At 72.5% G+C, this 14,299-nt stretch carries 10 protein-coding genes and 1 pseudogene; 7 read left to right on the top strand and 4 right to left on the bottom strand.

The features are described 5' to 3' along the window. Positions 1-71 precede the first annotated feature (71 nt). The 3 genes from ACLJWH_RS04180 to ACLJWH_RS04170 all read right to left on the bottom strand — a co-directional run bounded on the left by ACLJWH_RS04180 (position 72) and on the right by ACLJWH_RS04170 (position 3,219). Entirely contained in the window at positions 72-1,283 is a 1,212-nt protein-coding gene (locus tag ACLJWH_RS04180) for an FAD-dependent oxidoreductase (RefSeq protein WP_411140169.1), read from the bottom strand. 74 nt (positions 1,284-1,357) lie between these two features. Beyond that, positions 1,358-2,434 carry a TSUP family transporter gene (locus tag ACLJWH_RS04175; RefSeq protein WP_411140168.1) on the bottom strand — a complete coding sequence of 359 codons (1,077 nt, stop codon included), beginning with the start codon at positions 2,432-2,434 and terminating at the stop codon, positions 1,358-1,360. Beyond that, a complete protein-coding gene (locus ACLJWH_RS04170) occupies positions 2,419-3,219 on the bottom strand; it encodes a GntR family transcriptional regulator (RefSeq protein WP_411140167.1) in 801 nt (266 codons plus the stop codon). Before ACLJWH_RS04170 ends, ACLJWH_RS04175 begins: the two co-directional genes overlap by 16 nt. Before the next feature lie 198 nt (positions 3,220-3,417). Between ACLJWH_RS04170 and ACLJWH_RS04165 the strand changes: the two genes are divergently transcribed. Together ACLJWH_RS04165 and ACLJWH_RS04160 are read left to right on the top strand one after the other, a co-directional pair. Next, on the top strand, positions 3,418-4,809 hold the full coding sequence (locus ACLJWH_RS04165; RefSeq protein WP_411140166.1) for an MBL fold metallo-hydrolase: 1,392 nt from the start codon (positions 3,418-3,420) through the stop codon (positions 4,807-4,809). A gap of 159 nt (positions 4,810-4,968) precedes the next feature. Next, positions 4,969-5,159: pseudogene (locus ACLJWH_RS04160) on the top strand (SAM-dependent methyltransferase); the annotation flags it as partial. Positions 5,160-5,425: 266 nt separating this feature from the next. Here the strand turns inward: ACLJWH_RS04160 and ACLJWH_RS04155 are convergent. After that, positions 5,426-6,811: an MFS transporter gene (locus tag ACLJWH_RS04155; protein ID WP_411140165.1), complete on the bottom strand. Its 1,386-nt coding sequence runs from the start codon at positions 6,809-6,811 to the stop codon at positions 5,426-5,428. Between the two features lie 230 nt (positions 6,812-7,041). Here ACLJWH_RS04155 and ACLJWH_RS04150 point away from each other — a divergent pair, with 230 nt between their 5' ends. The 5 genes from ACLJWH_RS04150 to ACLJWH_RS04130 all read left to right on the top strand — a co-directional run bounded on the left by ACLJWH_RS04150 (position 7,042) and on the right by ACLJWH_RS04130 (position 14,220). Beyond that, a complete protein-coding gene (locus tag ACLJWH_RS04150; protein WP_411140164.1) occupies positions 7,042-7,563 on the top strand; it encodes an AMP-binding protein in 522 nt (173 codons plus the stop codon). A gap of 233 nt (positions 7,564-7,796) precedes the next feature. Next, a complete protein-coding gene (locus ACLJWH_RS04145; RefSeq protein ID WP_411140163.1) occupies positions 7,797-9,239 on the top strand; it encodes a NarK family nitrate/nitrite MFS transporter in 1,443 nt (480 codons plus the stop codon). A 360-nt stretch (positions 9,240-9,599) separates the two neighbouring features. After that, complete coding sequence (gene pflB, locus ACLJWH_RS04140) at positions 9,600-11,858, top strand: formate C-acetyltransferase (protein WP_411140162.1); 2,259 nt, start codon at positions 9,600-9,602, stop codon at positions 11,856-11,858. A gap of 161 nt (positions 11,859-12,019) precedes the next feature. Then, complete coding sequence (gene pflA / locus ACLJWH_RS04135) at positions 12,020-12,850, top strand: pyruvate formate-lyase-activating protein (protein ID WP_411140161.1); 831 nt, start codon at positions 12,020-12,022, stop codon at positions 12,848-12,850. Between the two features lie 269 nt (positions 12,851-13,119). Then, positions 13,120-14,220, top strand: coding sequence for an MFS transporter (locus ACLJWH_RS04130; RefSeq protein ID WP_411140160.1), 1,101 nt, complete (start codon positions 13,120-13,122; stop codon positions 14,218-14,220). Positions 14,221-14,299: the final 79 nt, after the last annotated feature.

Below are 14,299 nucleotides of genomic sequence, written 5' to 3'. Positions count from 1 at the left end.
CGGCTCAAGCCGCTGGGAGCCCGGTCACCGCGGAACACTGATCGGGCGCGCGCAGCGGAGCCCGGACGGCGCTACGCCAGCCCCTTGAGCATCCCCCTGAAGTAGAGCTGCGGCAGCCCGTAGCGCTTGAGGTACCACATGTCGGTGCGCTCCCGGGTGGTGTCGATGAAGGGGAACGACGGCGTCGGCTTCAGGTCGTAGTCGAACTCGGCGAGCAGCATCTTGTGCCGGGCGGTGACCAGGGGACAGGAGGTGTAGCCGTCGTAGCGGGCGGCGGCGGGGCGGCCGCGGAGCCCGGCCAGCAGGTTGGCGACGACGACCGGCGCCTGCTTGCGGATGGCCGCGCCCGTCTTGGAGGTGGGCAGGTTGGCGACATCGCCCAGGACGAACACGTCCGGGAAGTCGGGGTGCCGCAGGGTTTCCCGGTCGGTCTTGACGTACCCGTAGGGGGAGGCGGGGTCGGCGAGCGGGCCCTCGGCCAGCCACTCGGGGGCGGCCTGCGGCGGTACGGCGTGCAGCAGGTCGTAGCGGACGGTCTCCGTCGTACCGGTGGCGTGATCGGTGAGCTCGGCCTCGCGCGCCGCGCCGTCGAGACCGGTCAGCTCCGAGCGCAGCCGCACCTCGATGCCGTAGCGCCGGGCCGTCTCCGTCAGGGCCCGGTCGAAGACCGGCACCTTGAACAGGGTGGGCTCCGGGATGACCAGGATGATCCGGATCGCGCCCAGCACACCGCGCTTGCGCCAGTGGTCGGCGGCCAGATACGCGATCTTCTGCGGGGCGCCGCCGCACTTCACCGGCCCGGACGGCATGGTGAAGACGGCAGTGCCGCGCCGCATCCGCCGGATCAGGTCCCAGGTGAGCGGGGCGAGATCGGGCCGGTAGTTGCTGGTCACGCCGGAGTGGCCGAGGGCCGCGGCCAGGCCCGGTACGCCGTCCCAGTCGAGCCGCAGGCCGGGCGCGAGCACCAGCCGTCCGTAGGACAGCACCCGGCCGGACGCGGTGGTGACCGTGCGGGCGGCCGGATCGACGGCGGTGGCGCGCTCGCGCAGCCAGCGCACACCGGGCGGGATGACCTCCGCCTCCGTACGCAGCGAGGCGCGCAGCGGGGCCTGACCGCCGCCGACCAGCGTCCACAGCGGCTGGTACCAGTGCGTTTCGGACGGTTCCAGCAGTGCGATGCCCCGGACGCCGGCGCGGCGCAGTCGGGCGGCGACGGTGATACCCGCGGTCCCGCCCCCGACGATCAGAACGGGGTGGTGGGACGGTGCGGCGGCGGGCGTCATACGGATCCTCCTGAGGGACAAGAGCGGTGTACGGGGGATGAGTTGGGCGCGTGGGGGTGTTGGGGGCGGCGCCGTCACAGGTGGGGGAGGGCGGCGGCCGCCATGGTGACGGCGAGGAGGGTGACGAGGGAGGCGAAGGCGGTGGTCAGGAGCTGCGGGGGCAGCCGGGTGGTGAGCCGGTTGCCGAGGTAGCTGCCCAGCGCCGCGCAGGCGGCGAAGCCGGCCAGCAGCGGCCAGTCCAGCGCGCCGGTACCGGCCCGGGTGGCCAGCGCGGTACCGGAGTTGACGAGGATGACCAGGAGCGAGGTGCCGATGGCGACCGGCATCTCCAGACCCAGTACCAGCGTGAGCGCCGGGACGACGACGAAGCCGCCGCCGACGCCGAAGAATCCGGTGAGCAGCCCGACAGCGGTCGCGGTGGCGGCGATACGGACGGGGCGGGAGCGGGGCGGAAGCGCGGGGACGGGGGCCGGCTCCCGGTGGTCCGGCTCCCGGCGATCCGGGTGCCGGTGGTCCGGGTGCCGGTCCGGCTCGCCGAGGTCCGTAGGTCCGGCGGGTGGCCGCGTGCCGTCCGTCTGTGTGCCGTCCGTCCGTGTGCCATTCGTCCGTGCGCCGTCCGGCCGTGCGCGATCGGGCTGTACGTGATCGGGCCGGGCGCGGTCCGGCTGTGCGCCGCCCGATGGTGTCCCGGCCGGCTGCGCGCCGCCCGGCCGGGTGCCGTCCGGCTCCGCACGGCACAGCGGCACGTCCCCCGGCCGCCCGCCGGGCCTCGCCCGCCGCTCCCGCACGGTGCGCACCACCATCAGCACCGCCACCGTGAGCATCAGGAGGGCGAACCCCGACATCAGCAGGGCCGGGTCCAGGGCCGCGCTCCAGCGGGAGCCGAGGTAGGTGCCGGCCGTGCCCAGCGCGCCGAAGACCGCGCCGGCCGCCCAGCGGATCCGGCCCGCCCGCGCGTGACAGGCCAGGCCGGTGACACAGCCGACCGCGACCACGACCAGGGCGCCCGCGGTCGCCTCGTGCGGCGACTGGCCCAGCAGATAGACCAGGACCGGTACGGCCAGGACCGAACCGCCGCCGCCGAGCGCGCCCAGCAGCAGACCGATCAGCAGCCCGCACGGGAGCGCCGTGACGGCTATGCCGACGGACACGAGGCCCGCGGCGCGAGATCGACCGACCGGCTGTCGTCGGACCACTGCGCGACGAACGCGAACCGGTCACCGCGCACCGCCGTCTCGCGCCACTCCACCGGCCGCTCCCCGGCCCGGCCCAGCCGCTCGATGGCGAACGCCGCCTCGCGGTCGGCCAGTCCCAGCAGCCACGCCTGCCGGACGTCCGGCAGGAACGGATGGATACGTTCCCGGCCGCCGGTGACCTTCACCCCGCAGCGCCGCGTCAGCTCGCTGTAGAGCGCGGTGTGCCCGAAGTCGGCGTCCAGCAGCGGTTCGGCGATCTCGGCGGGCAGATACGCGGTGTCGTGCGCGAGCGGTTCGCCGTCCGCCAGCCGCAGCCGCTCCAGTACGACCAGCGGTGCGTCCGGGGCCAGCTCCAACTGCCCGGCGACCGTGCCGTCCACTGTCCGCTCCAGCCGCAGCACCTCGCTGCGCTGCTCCACGCCCTGGCCCTCCAGTTCGCGGAAGAGGCTGTAGAGCGAGCCGAGCGGCTGCTGTATGCGGCGGGTGTCCAGCCGGCTGGCGCGGCCCCGCTCGGCGATGACCAGGCCGTCGGCGCGCAGTTTGCGCAGCGCCTCGCGGACGGTGTGCCGGCTGACCTCGTACTCACCGGTGAGCCGGTGCTCGGCCGGGAACTCCTCGGTGAACGCGCCGGCCTCCATCCGGCGGCGCAGATCGGCGAAGAGCTGGGCCCACAGGGGCAGCGGCGAGCGCCGGTCCAGGGGGCGCGGCGCGTGCTCGCCGTCCGGCGGCTCGGTCGTCATGGCGGGGTTCCTCCACGGAGGTGCGGGTGAGGCGATGGCGGTGGCCGAGACGGGAGGTTCCGGGGTGCACCGGGTTGTCGTCACGTTCTCGGATGCCTAATGTACGTACATCCGTGCATCCGCACAACGCATCATGCAGTACGCCCGAGCGGGCCCGAGGCAGTGCACACGGGCTCCGCGCACCCCTGGAGGCCGACCGTGCATTTCGCGCAGTACTACCTCGACTGCCTCTCCCAGGCGTCGTACCTGATCGGCGACGAGACCACCGGACGCGCCGTCCTCGTCGATCCGCGCCGTGACATCGACGAATACCTGCGCGACGCGGCACAGGCGGGCCTGCGCATCGAACTCGTCATCGAGACGCACCTGCACGCCGATTTCCTCTCCGGCCACCTCGAACTCGCGCGGGCGACCGGCGCCGCCATCGCCTTCGGCGAGGCCGCCGGGACCGGCTTCCCCATCCGGCGGCTACGGGACGGTGAACGCATCGCCCTCGGCGACGACAGGACGGGCGGCGTCACGCTCACCGTCCTCGCCACCCCCGGCCACACCCTCGAATCCATCTGCCTGGTCGTCCACGAACACCCCGGCGACGCCGTGCCGTACGGCGTACTGACCGGCGACACCCTCTTCGTCGGCGACGTCGGCCGCCCCGATCTGCTCTCCGCCGCCGGGCACACCCCGCACGACATGGCCGTCCGTCTGCACCGCTCGCTGCACGGCAAACTCCTGACCCTCCCCGACGCCACCCGGGTCTTTCCCGGACACGGCGCGGGCTCGGCCTGCGGCCGCAACCTGTCCACCGAGACCACCTCCACCATCGGCGAGCAGCGCCGCGTCAACTACGCCCTGCAACCCATGCCGGAGGCCGACTTCGTCCGCCTGGTCACCGCGGACCAGCCCGCCGCCCCCGGCTACTTCGCCCATGACGTGGCCCTCAACCGCGACGGCCACCCCCTCCTGGAGCCCGGCCCGCCGGCCGCCCTCACCCTGGCGGAGGCGTGTGCGGCCCGCGCCGAACAGGGCGCCGCCCTCCTCGACTGCCGCCCCCTGGCCGCCTACACCGAGGCCCATCTCACCGGTTCGCTGCACGCCGGACTGGACACCCGGTTCGCCGAGTACGCCGGCAGCGTGGTCGCCCCGGGCACGCCGATCGTGCTGCTCGCCGACCCCGGCACCGAGACGGAGGCCCGCCTGCGCCTCGCCCGTATCGGCTACGACCACGTCCTCGGCCACGTCCCCGACCCGGCCGCCGCACTGGCCCGCGAACCCGCGCTGACCTCCCGCAGCAACCGCATCTCGATCGACCAACTCCCCGCCGCTTCCGACCAGTTGATAGACGTCCGCAACCCGTCCGAACACGCCGCGGGCGCCCTGCCCGGCTCGCTCAACATCCCGCTGGCCGGTCTCCTCGACCGCATCACCCACCTGGACCCCGCCCGCCCCGTCGTCCTCTACTGCCGCAGTGGCAACCGCTCGGCCATCGCCGCGGCGCTGCTGGAGGCGCGCGGGTTCGGCGAGGTCTGCGATGTGCTGGGGGGTTACGCGGCGGTCGAGGCCGGAGAACGGGAGACGGCCGGCGCGGGGTGAACGGGGTGGGCCGTGGGGTCGCCGGGAGCGCGCCGACGCGGTGCCGGCAGGGCATTGACGCGGCGCCCGCTCCCCGAGGCCCCGGTGTGCGTGGCGCCGGGCTGCCGTGGCCCGTTGACGCCATGTCGGTCCGAGAGCGGCAGGCTGCTGTCCCCGGCCGTGACCGAACCCGCTCACCTGCGCGCCACCCGGGCCGCCTACGACACCGTCGCCGCCGGCTACGCCACCGTCCTCCGTACGGAACTGGACACCGAACCGCTGGACCGAGCCATGCTCGCCGCGTTCGCCGAGCTGGTACGGCCGACGACGCCGGCCCGGTCGCCGATCTCGGCCGAGGCCCCGGCCGGGTGCGCGTGAGCCGCGAACCGCAAGGCCGTACGCCGTGAGCTGTCAGGCCGTACGCCGCGAACCGCAAGGCCGTACGCCGGCCAAGCCGTGCGGCGGTATCGGCGCGCGGGCCGGGAGCCGTGGCCACCGGACGGCGGGCCCGCCCCCGCTCCTCGTGGGCGGGCCGGGACGGCCACCGGTCCGCCCCGGAGCGGCGGAACCGGAGCGGCGGAACCGGAGCGGCGGAACCGGAGCGGCGGAACCGGGGCGGCGGAACCGGGGCGGCGGCTCACCCGCCGGAGGCGGGCCCCGTCCCCCGCCGTCGGCGCGCGGCCCCGCGCAGCGCCCGTGCCCCGCCCGGTACCAGGGGCAGCGCCAGCACCAGCGAGGCGATCAGGCATACCGCGGCCGGGCCGAGGAGTGAGGGGTGGGCGCCCGCGCCGGTGAGGGCGAGGCCGAGGCCCGCCGTGACGGTCAGGGCGGACTTGGTCACCCCGGACGCCTCGCCCGCGCGGGCCGGGTGGACGACGGCCTGGGTGCCGGTGAGGGCCAGGCCGCCCGCCACGCCCAGCGCGGCCGCGGCCCCGGTCGTGGCCGTCAGCAGGGCGGGCGTGGCCGCACCGGCTCCCCCACCGGGACAGGCAGCCCAGAGCGTGGCCGCGGCGGCGGCCAGACAGAGCGCCATCACCGGTACGGCGGCCGCGGGCCGCACCCGGCCGGCGAGGGGGCCACCGGCGGCCAGCGCGGCGGCCGGGACGAGGAAGGCCGCCCCCGCCCCCAGCACCGACAGCCCCCGGTCCTCCTGGAGCGTCAACGGGACGGCGAACAGCAGGGCCACGGTCGCGGAGTTGGCGACCGCACCGGCCGCCGTCAGCCGGACGTACGGCCGGTTGCGGAAGAGCGCGAGGTCCACCAGCGGGGCACGGGAGCGCCGCTCGGCCCGTACGAACACCGCGGCCAGCAGCGCCGCACCGGCCGCCCAGCCCCAGGCCGCGCCGTGCTCCACCCACCGGGACAGGCAGACCAGCGCGCCGGTCGCGGCGGCCGCGCCGGGGAGGTCGAGGCGGTGCCCCGGGGCCGGGTCGCGGGACTCGGCCGCCCGCCGGGCGCACAGCGCGGCCGCCACGGTGAGCGGCACCGTCAGCCAGAAGACGGCCCGCCAGGAGACGGCCTGGGCGAGGGCGCCGCCGAGGAACGGCCCGCAGACGGTGGCCAGACCGGCCAGTCCCAGCGCCCGGCCGGTCGCCCGGCGGCCGTGCCCCGGGGGGAAGGAGGTGGTGAGCAGGGCCAGCCCGGCGGGCATGATCAGCGCACCGCCCGCGCCCTGGAGTATCCGTGCCGCCACCAGGAGGGGCAGCGACGGGGCGAGCGCGCAGAGGGCGGCGGCGGTGCCGAAGAGCGCCAGGCCGAGGAGGAGCATCCGGCGCCTGCCGTACAGATCGCCCAGCCGCCCGGCGACCGGCATCAGCGAACCGGCGGCCAGCAGGTAGCCGCTGATCACCCAGGGGAGGGCCGTCGCGGACCCGGGCAGGGCGGCGCGGACGACGGGCAGCGCCAGGTTCAGCGCGAAGGAGTCCAGCTGGACGCAGAAGGCGCCGGTGGCGACGGCGGCGAGTGCCCAGCGGGCGGGCGGGGGATACGGCACTGCGGCCGGACGGCAGGGGGATGCGGGCACGGGGACACCTCTCACGGGTGGGTGGGATACGGGGGGTGCGAGAGGGGAAGGAGTGCACCGGAAGGGGGCCGGCAGGCCCGGGTGGCTCGCGAGGGCGGGGTGACCGCCCGGGGGCGCGAAGGGGCGCGAGCGGGTGCGGGAAAGGGTGCGGAAGGGGGCGTGAGCCCGTACAGCGGACGTTCAGCGTTCGTTGATCGGCGATCACCAAGCTGAACCGCATGTTGCACCGTGTGACTTCAGAGCATGCAGAAAACGCCCGTGAACTGCAAGAGCAGCAGGCGTCGCGGATCGCCCTCACCTGGACCGGAGAGCCCGGCCGGATGGAGGAGATGACGCACGGTGTGCTCATCGAGCAGGCGGAGCGGGCCGCCGCCGCGCTCAGCCGGTACGGGGTACGGGCCGGTGACCGGGTCGCGGTGCATCTGCCGCTGGTGCCCGAGTCGGTGATCGCCACGATCGCCTGCGGGCGGCTGGACGCGATCCGCAGCTCGCTGCCGGTCTCCCTGACCGTGCCCGAACTGGCCGCGCGGGTACGGGAGTCGGGGGCCCGGGTGCTGATCACCGCGGACGCGGCGTTCTGGGACGGGGCGGTACGGCCGGTGAAGGCGCTGCTCGACCACGCCCTGGCGCGGGGCGCGGGCCCGGATCCCGCGGCGCGGCGGACGGTGCTGGTGGTGAACCGGTGCGCGCGGCCGGTCTCCTGGACGCCGGGCCGCGACCGCTGGTGGCACGAGGTCCTCGAAGAGGTCTGAGCGGCGGGCGGCGCGGGCGGCGGGCACCAGGAGCCGGCACGGCGGCGGTGGCCGGCGACGTCGGCCGGTTCTCGTGTTTTTTCGCGCGATATCGGGCTAATCACGTGCCGAAGGTCCCGGGTATTTCGGTGACCTCGGTCGCTCCCGCGGGCGGCCAACGGCTCTAACGCGCTTCTTCTCGGCGGAGCACCGTGGAAAGGCACAGGTCTCTCAGCCGAAATAGGGGAAGCACCATGAGTCCCGCAGTGAAGGGGTCGCCGTCACAGGCGGCCGGTCCGGTCCCGCCGGAGGAGTTCGATCCAGGTCAGTACCGGCCGGGCCGTACGATCACCGACTGGCAGCCGGAGAACGAGCTGTTCTGGAAGTCGGTCGGCAAGAAGGTCGCCAACCGCAACCTGTGGATCGCCGTTCCCGCGCTGCTGGTGGCGTTCGTGGTGTGGCAGGTGTGGAGCGTCACCGCCACCAACCTCAAGGACGTCGGCTTCGGCTTCAGCACCTCGCAGCTGTTCTGGCTGACCGCCATCCCCGGACTCACCGGTGGCACCGCCCGGATCTTCTACACCTTCCTCGGCCCCATCGTCGGCCAGCGCCGCTTCACCGCGCTGTCCACGGTCGTCCTGATCGTGCCGCTGATCTGGCTCGGCTTTGCGGTGCAGAACCCCGACACCCCGTACGTCGTGATGGCGGCCATCGCCGCGCTGTGCGGTATCGGCGGCGCCAACTTCGCCTCCTCGCTGGCCAACATCGGCTTCTTCTTCCCGAAGCGGGAGAAGGGCAACGCCACCGGCATCAACGGCGGTCTGGGCAACCTCGGCGTCTCCGTCGTCCAGCTGGTCACCCCGATCGTCATCACCAGCTCGGTGCTGGCGCTGGGCTCCGCCCAGCACAAGGCCGACGGCACGTCCGTCTGGCTCCAGAACGCGGCGTTCCTCTGGGTGCCGGTCCTGGTGGCGCTGGCGGTGGTCGCCTGGTTCGGGCAGAACGACCTGAAGGTCGCGTCCACCCCGTTCAGCAAGCAGAAGGTCATCTTCCGGCGTAAGCACAACTGGCTGATGACCTGGCTCTACGTCGGCACCTTCGGCTCGTTCATCGGCTTCGCGGCCGCGCTGCCGATGCTGATCAAGACCACGTTCACCCCGATCGACGCGTCGTACTCGGCGGCGACCTACGCCTGGATGGGCCCGGCGGTCGGCGCGCTGGCCCGCTGGGCCGGCGGCTGGCTCGCGGACAAGATCGGCGGGGCCCGGGTCACCATCCTGTCCTTCGTGGGCATGGCGGCCTCGATCGTCGGCGTCATCAACTTCCTGCCGTCCGGCGGCGACAACGGTTCGTTCTGGGGCTTCTTCGGCTGCTTCCTGAGCGCCTTCCTCTTCTCCGGTATCGGCAACGGCTCGACGTTCCGGCAGATCCCGGTGATCTTCCGGGACCAGCATCTGAAGGGCCTGGAGGAGGGCACCCCCGCCTACGCCGCGGCGCTCAAGCAGGCCGAGATGGAGGCGGGCGCGGTCACCGGCTTCACCTCCGCCATCGCGGCCTACGGCTTCTTCTTCATCCCGGCGCTGTTCGCCTCGATCGCGGTGACCAGTGCGATGTGGGGCTTCGTCGCCTTCTACCTCAGCTGCATCGCGGTGGCGTGGTGGTTCTACGCGCGCAAGGGCGCGGAGGCGCCCAGCTGACGGCGGCGGGTCCGTTCGGCTGACGCACCCGCCCACCCTCTGCCGGCGCATTGCCGGACGGCGGGGCGACCGGACCCGGTCCGGTCGCCCCGCCGTCCGGCGTGCGGGGGCCTCGTGGGGTTTCCGTGGTTCCTTCGCGGCTTTACGCGACCTTTCGGAAAATTCTTGTGAATGCGTTCACAAGTAAACCAGGGTCGAAAGTCCCTGACGAAAGTCCAGGTCAAGGTGGGTGTCAAGGTGGGGTGACGGTCAAGGTCGGGACTTTCGGACTCTTTTCGGGGACCAATGCCGAGCCGTCCGATCGATCAAAAGGAGTCCAATAGAAGAGACGAGGGCACAGCGATTCGGAAGGTGTGCATCATGACCGCAACACCCGCGGAGAAGACGACGAGCGGCGAAGCCTGGGACGGTTTCAAGGGCGGCCTCTGGCGGGATGCCGTCGACGTCCGTGACTTCGTCCAGCAGAACTACACCCCCTACGAGGGCGACAGCGCCTTCCTCGCGGGACCGACGGAGCGCACCACCGCGGTGTGGCAGAAGCTCCTGGGCATGTTCCCGCAGGAGTTGGCCGAAGGCGTCCACGACGTCGATGTGCACACCCCCTCGCGCATCGACGCGTTCGCCCCGGGCTACATCGACAAGGACCTCGACCTCATCGTCGGCCTCCAGACCGACGCCCCGCTCAAGCGCGCCATCATGCCCAACGGCGGCTGGCGGATGGTCGAAGGCGCCCTCAACGCCTATGGCTACGAGGCCGATCCGCAGGTCCGGGAGATCTACACTCACCTGCGCAAGACCCACAACGACGGGGTCTTCGACGCCTACACCCCCGAGATCCGCGCCTGCCGCTCCTCCGGCATCATCACCGGCCTCCCGGACGCCTACGGCCGCGGCCGGATCATCGGCGACTACCGCCGTGTCGCCCTCTACGGTGTGGACCGCCTCATCGAGGACAAGAAGGCCGACAAGGCCGACGCCGACGCGCAGTGGCCGACCGAAGAGGTCATCCGCGAACGCGAGGAGACCGCCGAGCAGATCAAGGCGCTCGGCGAGCTCAAGGCGATGGCCGCCCGCTACGGCTTCGACATCTCGCGCCCCGCCGCCACCGGCCGGGAGGCCGTCCAGTGGCTCTACTTCGGCTATCTCGCCGCCGTCAAGGAGCAGAACGGCGCGGCCATGTCCATCGGCCGCATCGACAACTTCCTCGACATCTACCTCCAGCGCGACATCGACGCCGGCCGCCTCACCGAGGCGCAGGCCCAGGAGTACATCGACGACTTCGTCATCAAGCTCCGCATCGTCCGCTTCCTGCGCACCCCCGAGTACAACGAGCTCTACTCCGGCGACCCCACCTGGGTCACCTGGTCGATGGCCGGTATCGGTGAGGACGGCCGCCCGCTCGTCTCCCGTACGACCTTCCGCGCCCTCCAGACCCTCTACAACCTCGGCCCGGCCCCCGAGCCCAACCTCACCGTCTTCTGGTCCCCGCAACTCCCGCAGGGCTTCAAGGACTTCGCGGCCAAGGTCGCCATCGACACCTCGGCCATCCAGTTCGAGTCCGACGAGCTGATGCGCCCCAAGTACGGCGACGACACCGCCATCGCCTGCTGCGTCTCCGCGATGGCCGTCGGCAAGCAGATGCAGTTCTTCGGGGCCCGGGTCAACGTCGCCAAGGCGCTGCTCTACGCGATCAACGGCGGCCGGGACGAGAAGACCGGCAAGACCGTGGTGCAGGGCTTCACGCCCGTCGAGGGCGAGTACCTCGACTACGACACCGTCGCGCCGCAGTACGACGCGATGCTGGAGTGGCTGGCCAAGACGTACGTCCACGCCCTCAACGTCATCCACTACATGCACGACAGGTACGCCTACGAGCGCATCGAGATGGCGCTGCACGACCGCGCCATCCTGCGCACCATGGCCTGCGGCATCGCCGGACTCTCGGTCGCCGCGGACTCCCTGTCGGCCATCAAGCACGCCCGGGTGAAGGTGATCCGCGACGAGACCGGCCTGGCCACCGACTACGAGATCGAGGGCGAGTACCCGGCGTACGGCAACAACGACGAACGGGCCGACGACATCGCCCGCTCGCTGGTGCACGAGTTCATGCAGAAGGTGCGCAAGCACCCGACGTACCGTGACGCGCTGCACACCCAGTCCGTGCTGACCATCACCTCGAACGTCGTCTACGGCAAGAAGACCGGCAACACCCCCGACGGGCGGCGCGCCGGCACCCCCTTCGCGCCCGGCGCCAACCCGATGAACGGCCGCGACGAGCACGGCTACATCGCCTCCGCGATGTCGGTCGCCAAGCTGCCGTACGACGACGCCGAGGACGGCATCTCGCTGACCAACACCATTACCCCCGACGCGCTCGGCCGCACCCCCCAGGAGCGGGTCGACAACCTCGCCGGAGTGCTGGACGGCTTCATGGCCAGCGACGGCTTCCACATGAACGTCAACGTGCTCGACAAGGCGACCCTCCAGGACGCCATGGAGCACCCGGAGAACTACCCGCAGCTGACCATCCGGGTCTCCGGATACGCGGTCAACTTCGTGCGGCTGACCCGCGAGCAGCAGCTCGATGTCATCAACCGCACCTTCCACGGGTCGCTCTGACCCGTACCCCACGGGCCGGCCCCTCCGGCCGGCCCACCGAGCCCGCGGCGCCGGTGCCGGGCCCTCACCCCGGCACCGGCGCCGCGTACCCCCGTATCCGTCCCGGCCCCGCCCCCCCGCATCCCACAGCTCCGTATCCACCCAGCTCAGGAGGTCCTGCCATGGCCGTCTTGCTCGGCTCCGACATACCCGTAGGCGTACCCGCCGCCTGGGACCCGACGAACGAGCCGGTCACCCCCGCGGCCGCCGTCCAGCACCGCCCCATCTCCGGCTCCGTGCACTCCTGGGACCTGTCCACCGGCGTCGACGGCCCCGGCACGCGCTTCGTGACCTTCCTGGCCGGCTGCCCGCTCTCCTGCCTGTACTGCCACAACCCCGACACCTGGAAGATGCGCAACGGCAAGCGCACCTCCGCCGACGAGGTGGTGGCCGAGGCCGCCAAGTACCGCACCTTCATCCGGGCCGCGGGCGGCGGCGCCACCATCAGCGGCGGCGAGGCGCTGCTCCAGCCGGTCTTCACGGGTGAACTCCTGCACCGCTTCCGGCACGAACTCGGCCTGCACACCGCCCTGGACACCTCCGGCTTCCTCGGCGCCCGCGCCACCGACGCGATGCTGCGCGATGTGGATCTGGTCCTGCTGGACATCAAGTCCTGGGACCGCGCCCTCTACCAGCGCCTCACCGGCCGGCAGCTGCGGCCCACCCTGGACTTCGCGCACCGCCTCGCCGGTCTCGGCACCGAGGTGTGGATCCGCTTCGTCCTCGTACCCGGCCTCACCGACGCCCCGGCCAACATCGAGGGCGTCGCCGCCTTCGCCGCCTCCCTCGGCAATGTCTCCCGGGTGGACGTCCTGCCGTTCCACAAGCTGGGCGAGTCCAAATGGGACCGCCTCGGCTTGGACTTCACCCTCCGCGACACCCCGTCGCCCACCGCACAGCAGCTGGCCGCGGCCCGCGAGGTGTTCGCGGGCCATGGGCTGACGGCGGTCTGACGGGAGCGACGGGGCTGAACGGTCCGGCCCCGGTTCTCCGGGGCCTGGCTCCCAGGCCCCGGACCGGGTTCCCCAGCCCCCGGCCCCCGGTCGCGGCGGGGCGGCCGGGGCCGCCATGGGGCCGCCGCCCGTCACCCGCACGGGCGCGCCCCTGTCACGTACGCCCCACCATCTACGCCCCCACCCCGTACGCCCCACCGGTACGTACGCGCCCCGGCCCTCACCCACTAGGCCGACAAAACGGGCCATAACTCGCACAAGCCCCTACCGTGGGCCCCGTGCCACAGCCATCAGCCGCCCCACCCGCCCCGGCGCCCGCCCCGGAAGCAGCGGCGCCGCCCCGGCCGAGGCCACCAGCCGTCCGCGCGACGCTGGTGGCCTCGGCCGTCGCCCTCCTCCTGATCGCCGCCATCGTCCTCGGCAGCCGCCTGCTGCGGAACTTCGACTCCGCCCTGCTCCCCTACGCCGTGGCCACCGTCTTCCTCGCCTTCGGCGTCGCCTACCGCTACACCGTCTGGATCAGCGCACCGCCCGCCCGCCGGCTCTTCCGGCAGGGCTGGCGCAGCTTCTTCTCCCCGGAGAACTTCCGCAAGGCACCCACCGCCCTGCCCCGCATGATCGCCACCTACCTCGGCTTCCAGAAATTCCTCGGCGCCCGCTCCCACGCCCGCTGGGCCGCCCACCAACTCCTCTTCTGGGGCTGCCTCCTGGCCGCCGTCATCACCTTCCCGCTCACCTGGGGATGGTTCACCTTCACCTCCGGTACCGGCTCCGGGCCCGGCTACGAGATGCGGATCTGGGGCTTCAAGGTCATCGGCTTCGACTCCGCGAGCGTCGTCGGCTGGGCCATGTTCCACGGCCTCGATCTCGCCGCCGTCCTCGTCATCGCCGGGGCCGGCTACTTCCTCTGGCGCCGTATGCGCGACCGCGCCGCCACCACCGGACAGCGCTTCGGCTACGACCTCGTCCCGCTGCTCGCCCTCATCGTCGTCTCCGTCACCGGGCTCCTGCTGACCTTCTCCGAGGTCTTCCTGCACGGCGGCGGCTACGCGTTCCTCGGCATCCTGCACATGGCGTCGGTGGTCTTCACCCTCATCTACATCCCGTTCGGAAAGTTCTTCCACATCGTGCAGCGGCCCGCCGCCGTCGGTATGCAGCTGTTCAAATACACCGCCCGGCAGAACGACAAGATCTTCACCTGCCGCCGCTGCGGCGAACCCGTCGACACCGCCCCCTATATCGACGGTCTGCGCGGCACCATGCGCGAACTCCACCTGGAATTCGACGAATTCACCACCTACTGCCCGCGCTGCAAACGGATACTGCGCGGCAGCGCCTACCTCACCCACGTCAAACGGGGCTTCGCATAGACCAACGGCGCGTTACGCCACCGCCTGCACGTCGCACAGCCAAAGGTGCCGCACACAGCCACGCAGGGCCCGCACATCA

The organism is Streptomyces sp. x-80 (assembly GCF_046549095.1).
Lineage (GTDB): Bacteria > Actinomycetota > Actinomycetes > Streptomycetales > Streptomycetaceae > Streptomyces > Streptomyces celluloflavus.
Note: the sequence above shows the minus strand (reverse complement) of the source record. Positions and strands in the feature narration are given on the sequence as shown.

Coding starts and splice junctions, on each gene's coding strand:
- ACLJWH_RS04180 (WP_411140169.1), bottom strand. CDS start 1,283: ATGACGCCCGCCGCCGCACCGTCCCACCACCCCGTTCTGATCGTCGGG.
- ACLJWH_RS04170 (WP_411140167.1), bottom strand. CDS start 3,219: ATGACGACCGAGCCGCCGGACGGCGAGCACGCGCCGCGCCCCCTGGAC.
- ACLJWH_RS04145 (WP_411140163.1), top strand. CDS start 7,797: ATGAGTCCCGCAGTGAAGGGGTCGCCGTCACAGGCGGCCGGTCCGGTC.
- pflB (WP_411140162.1), top strand. CDS start 9,600: ATGACCGCAACACCCGCGGAGAAGACGACGAGCGGCGAAGCCTGGGAC.
- pflA (WP_411140161.1), top strand. CDS start 12,020: ATGGCCGTCTTGCTCGGCTCCGACATACCCGTAGGCGTACCCGCCGCC.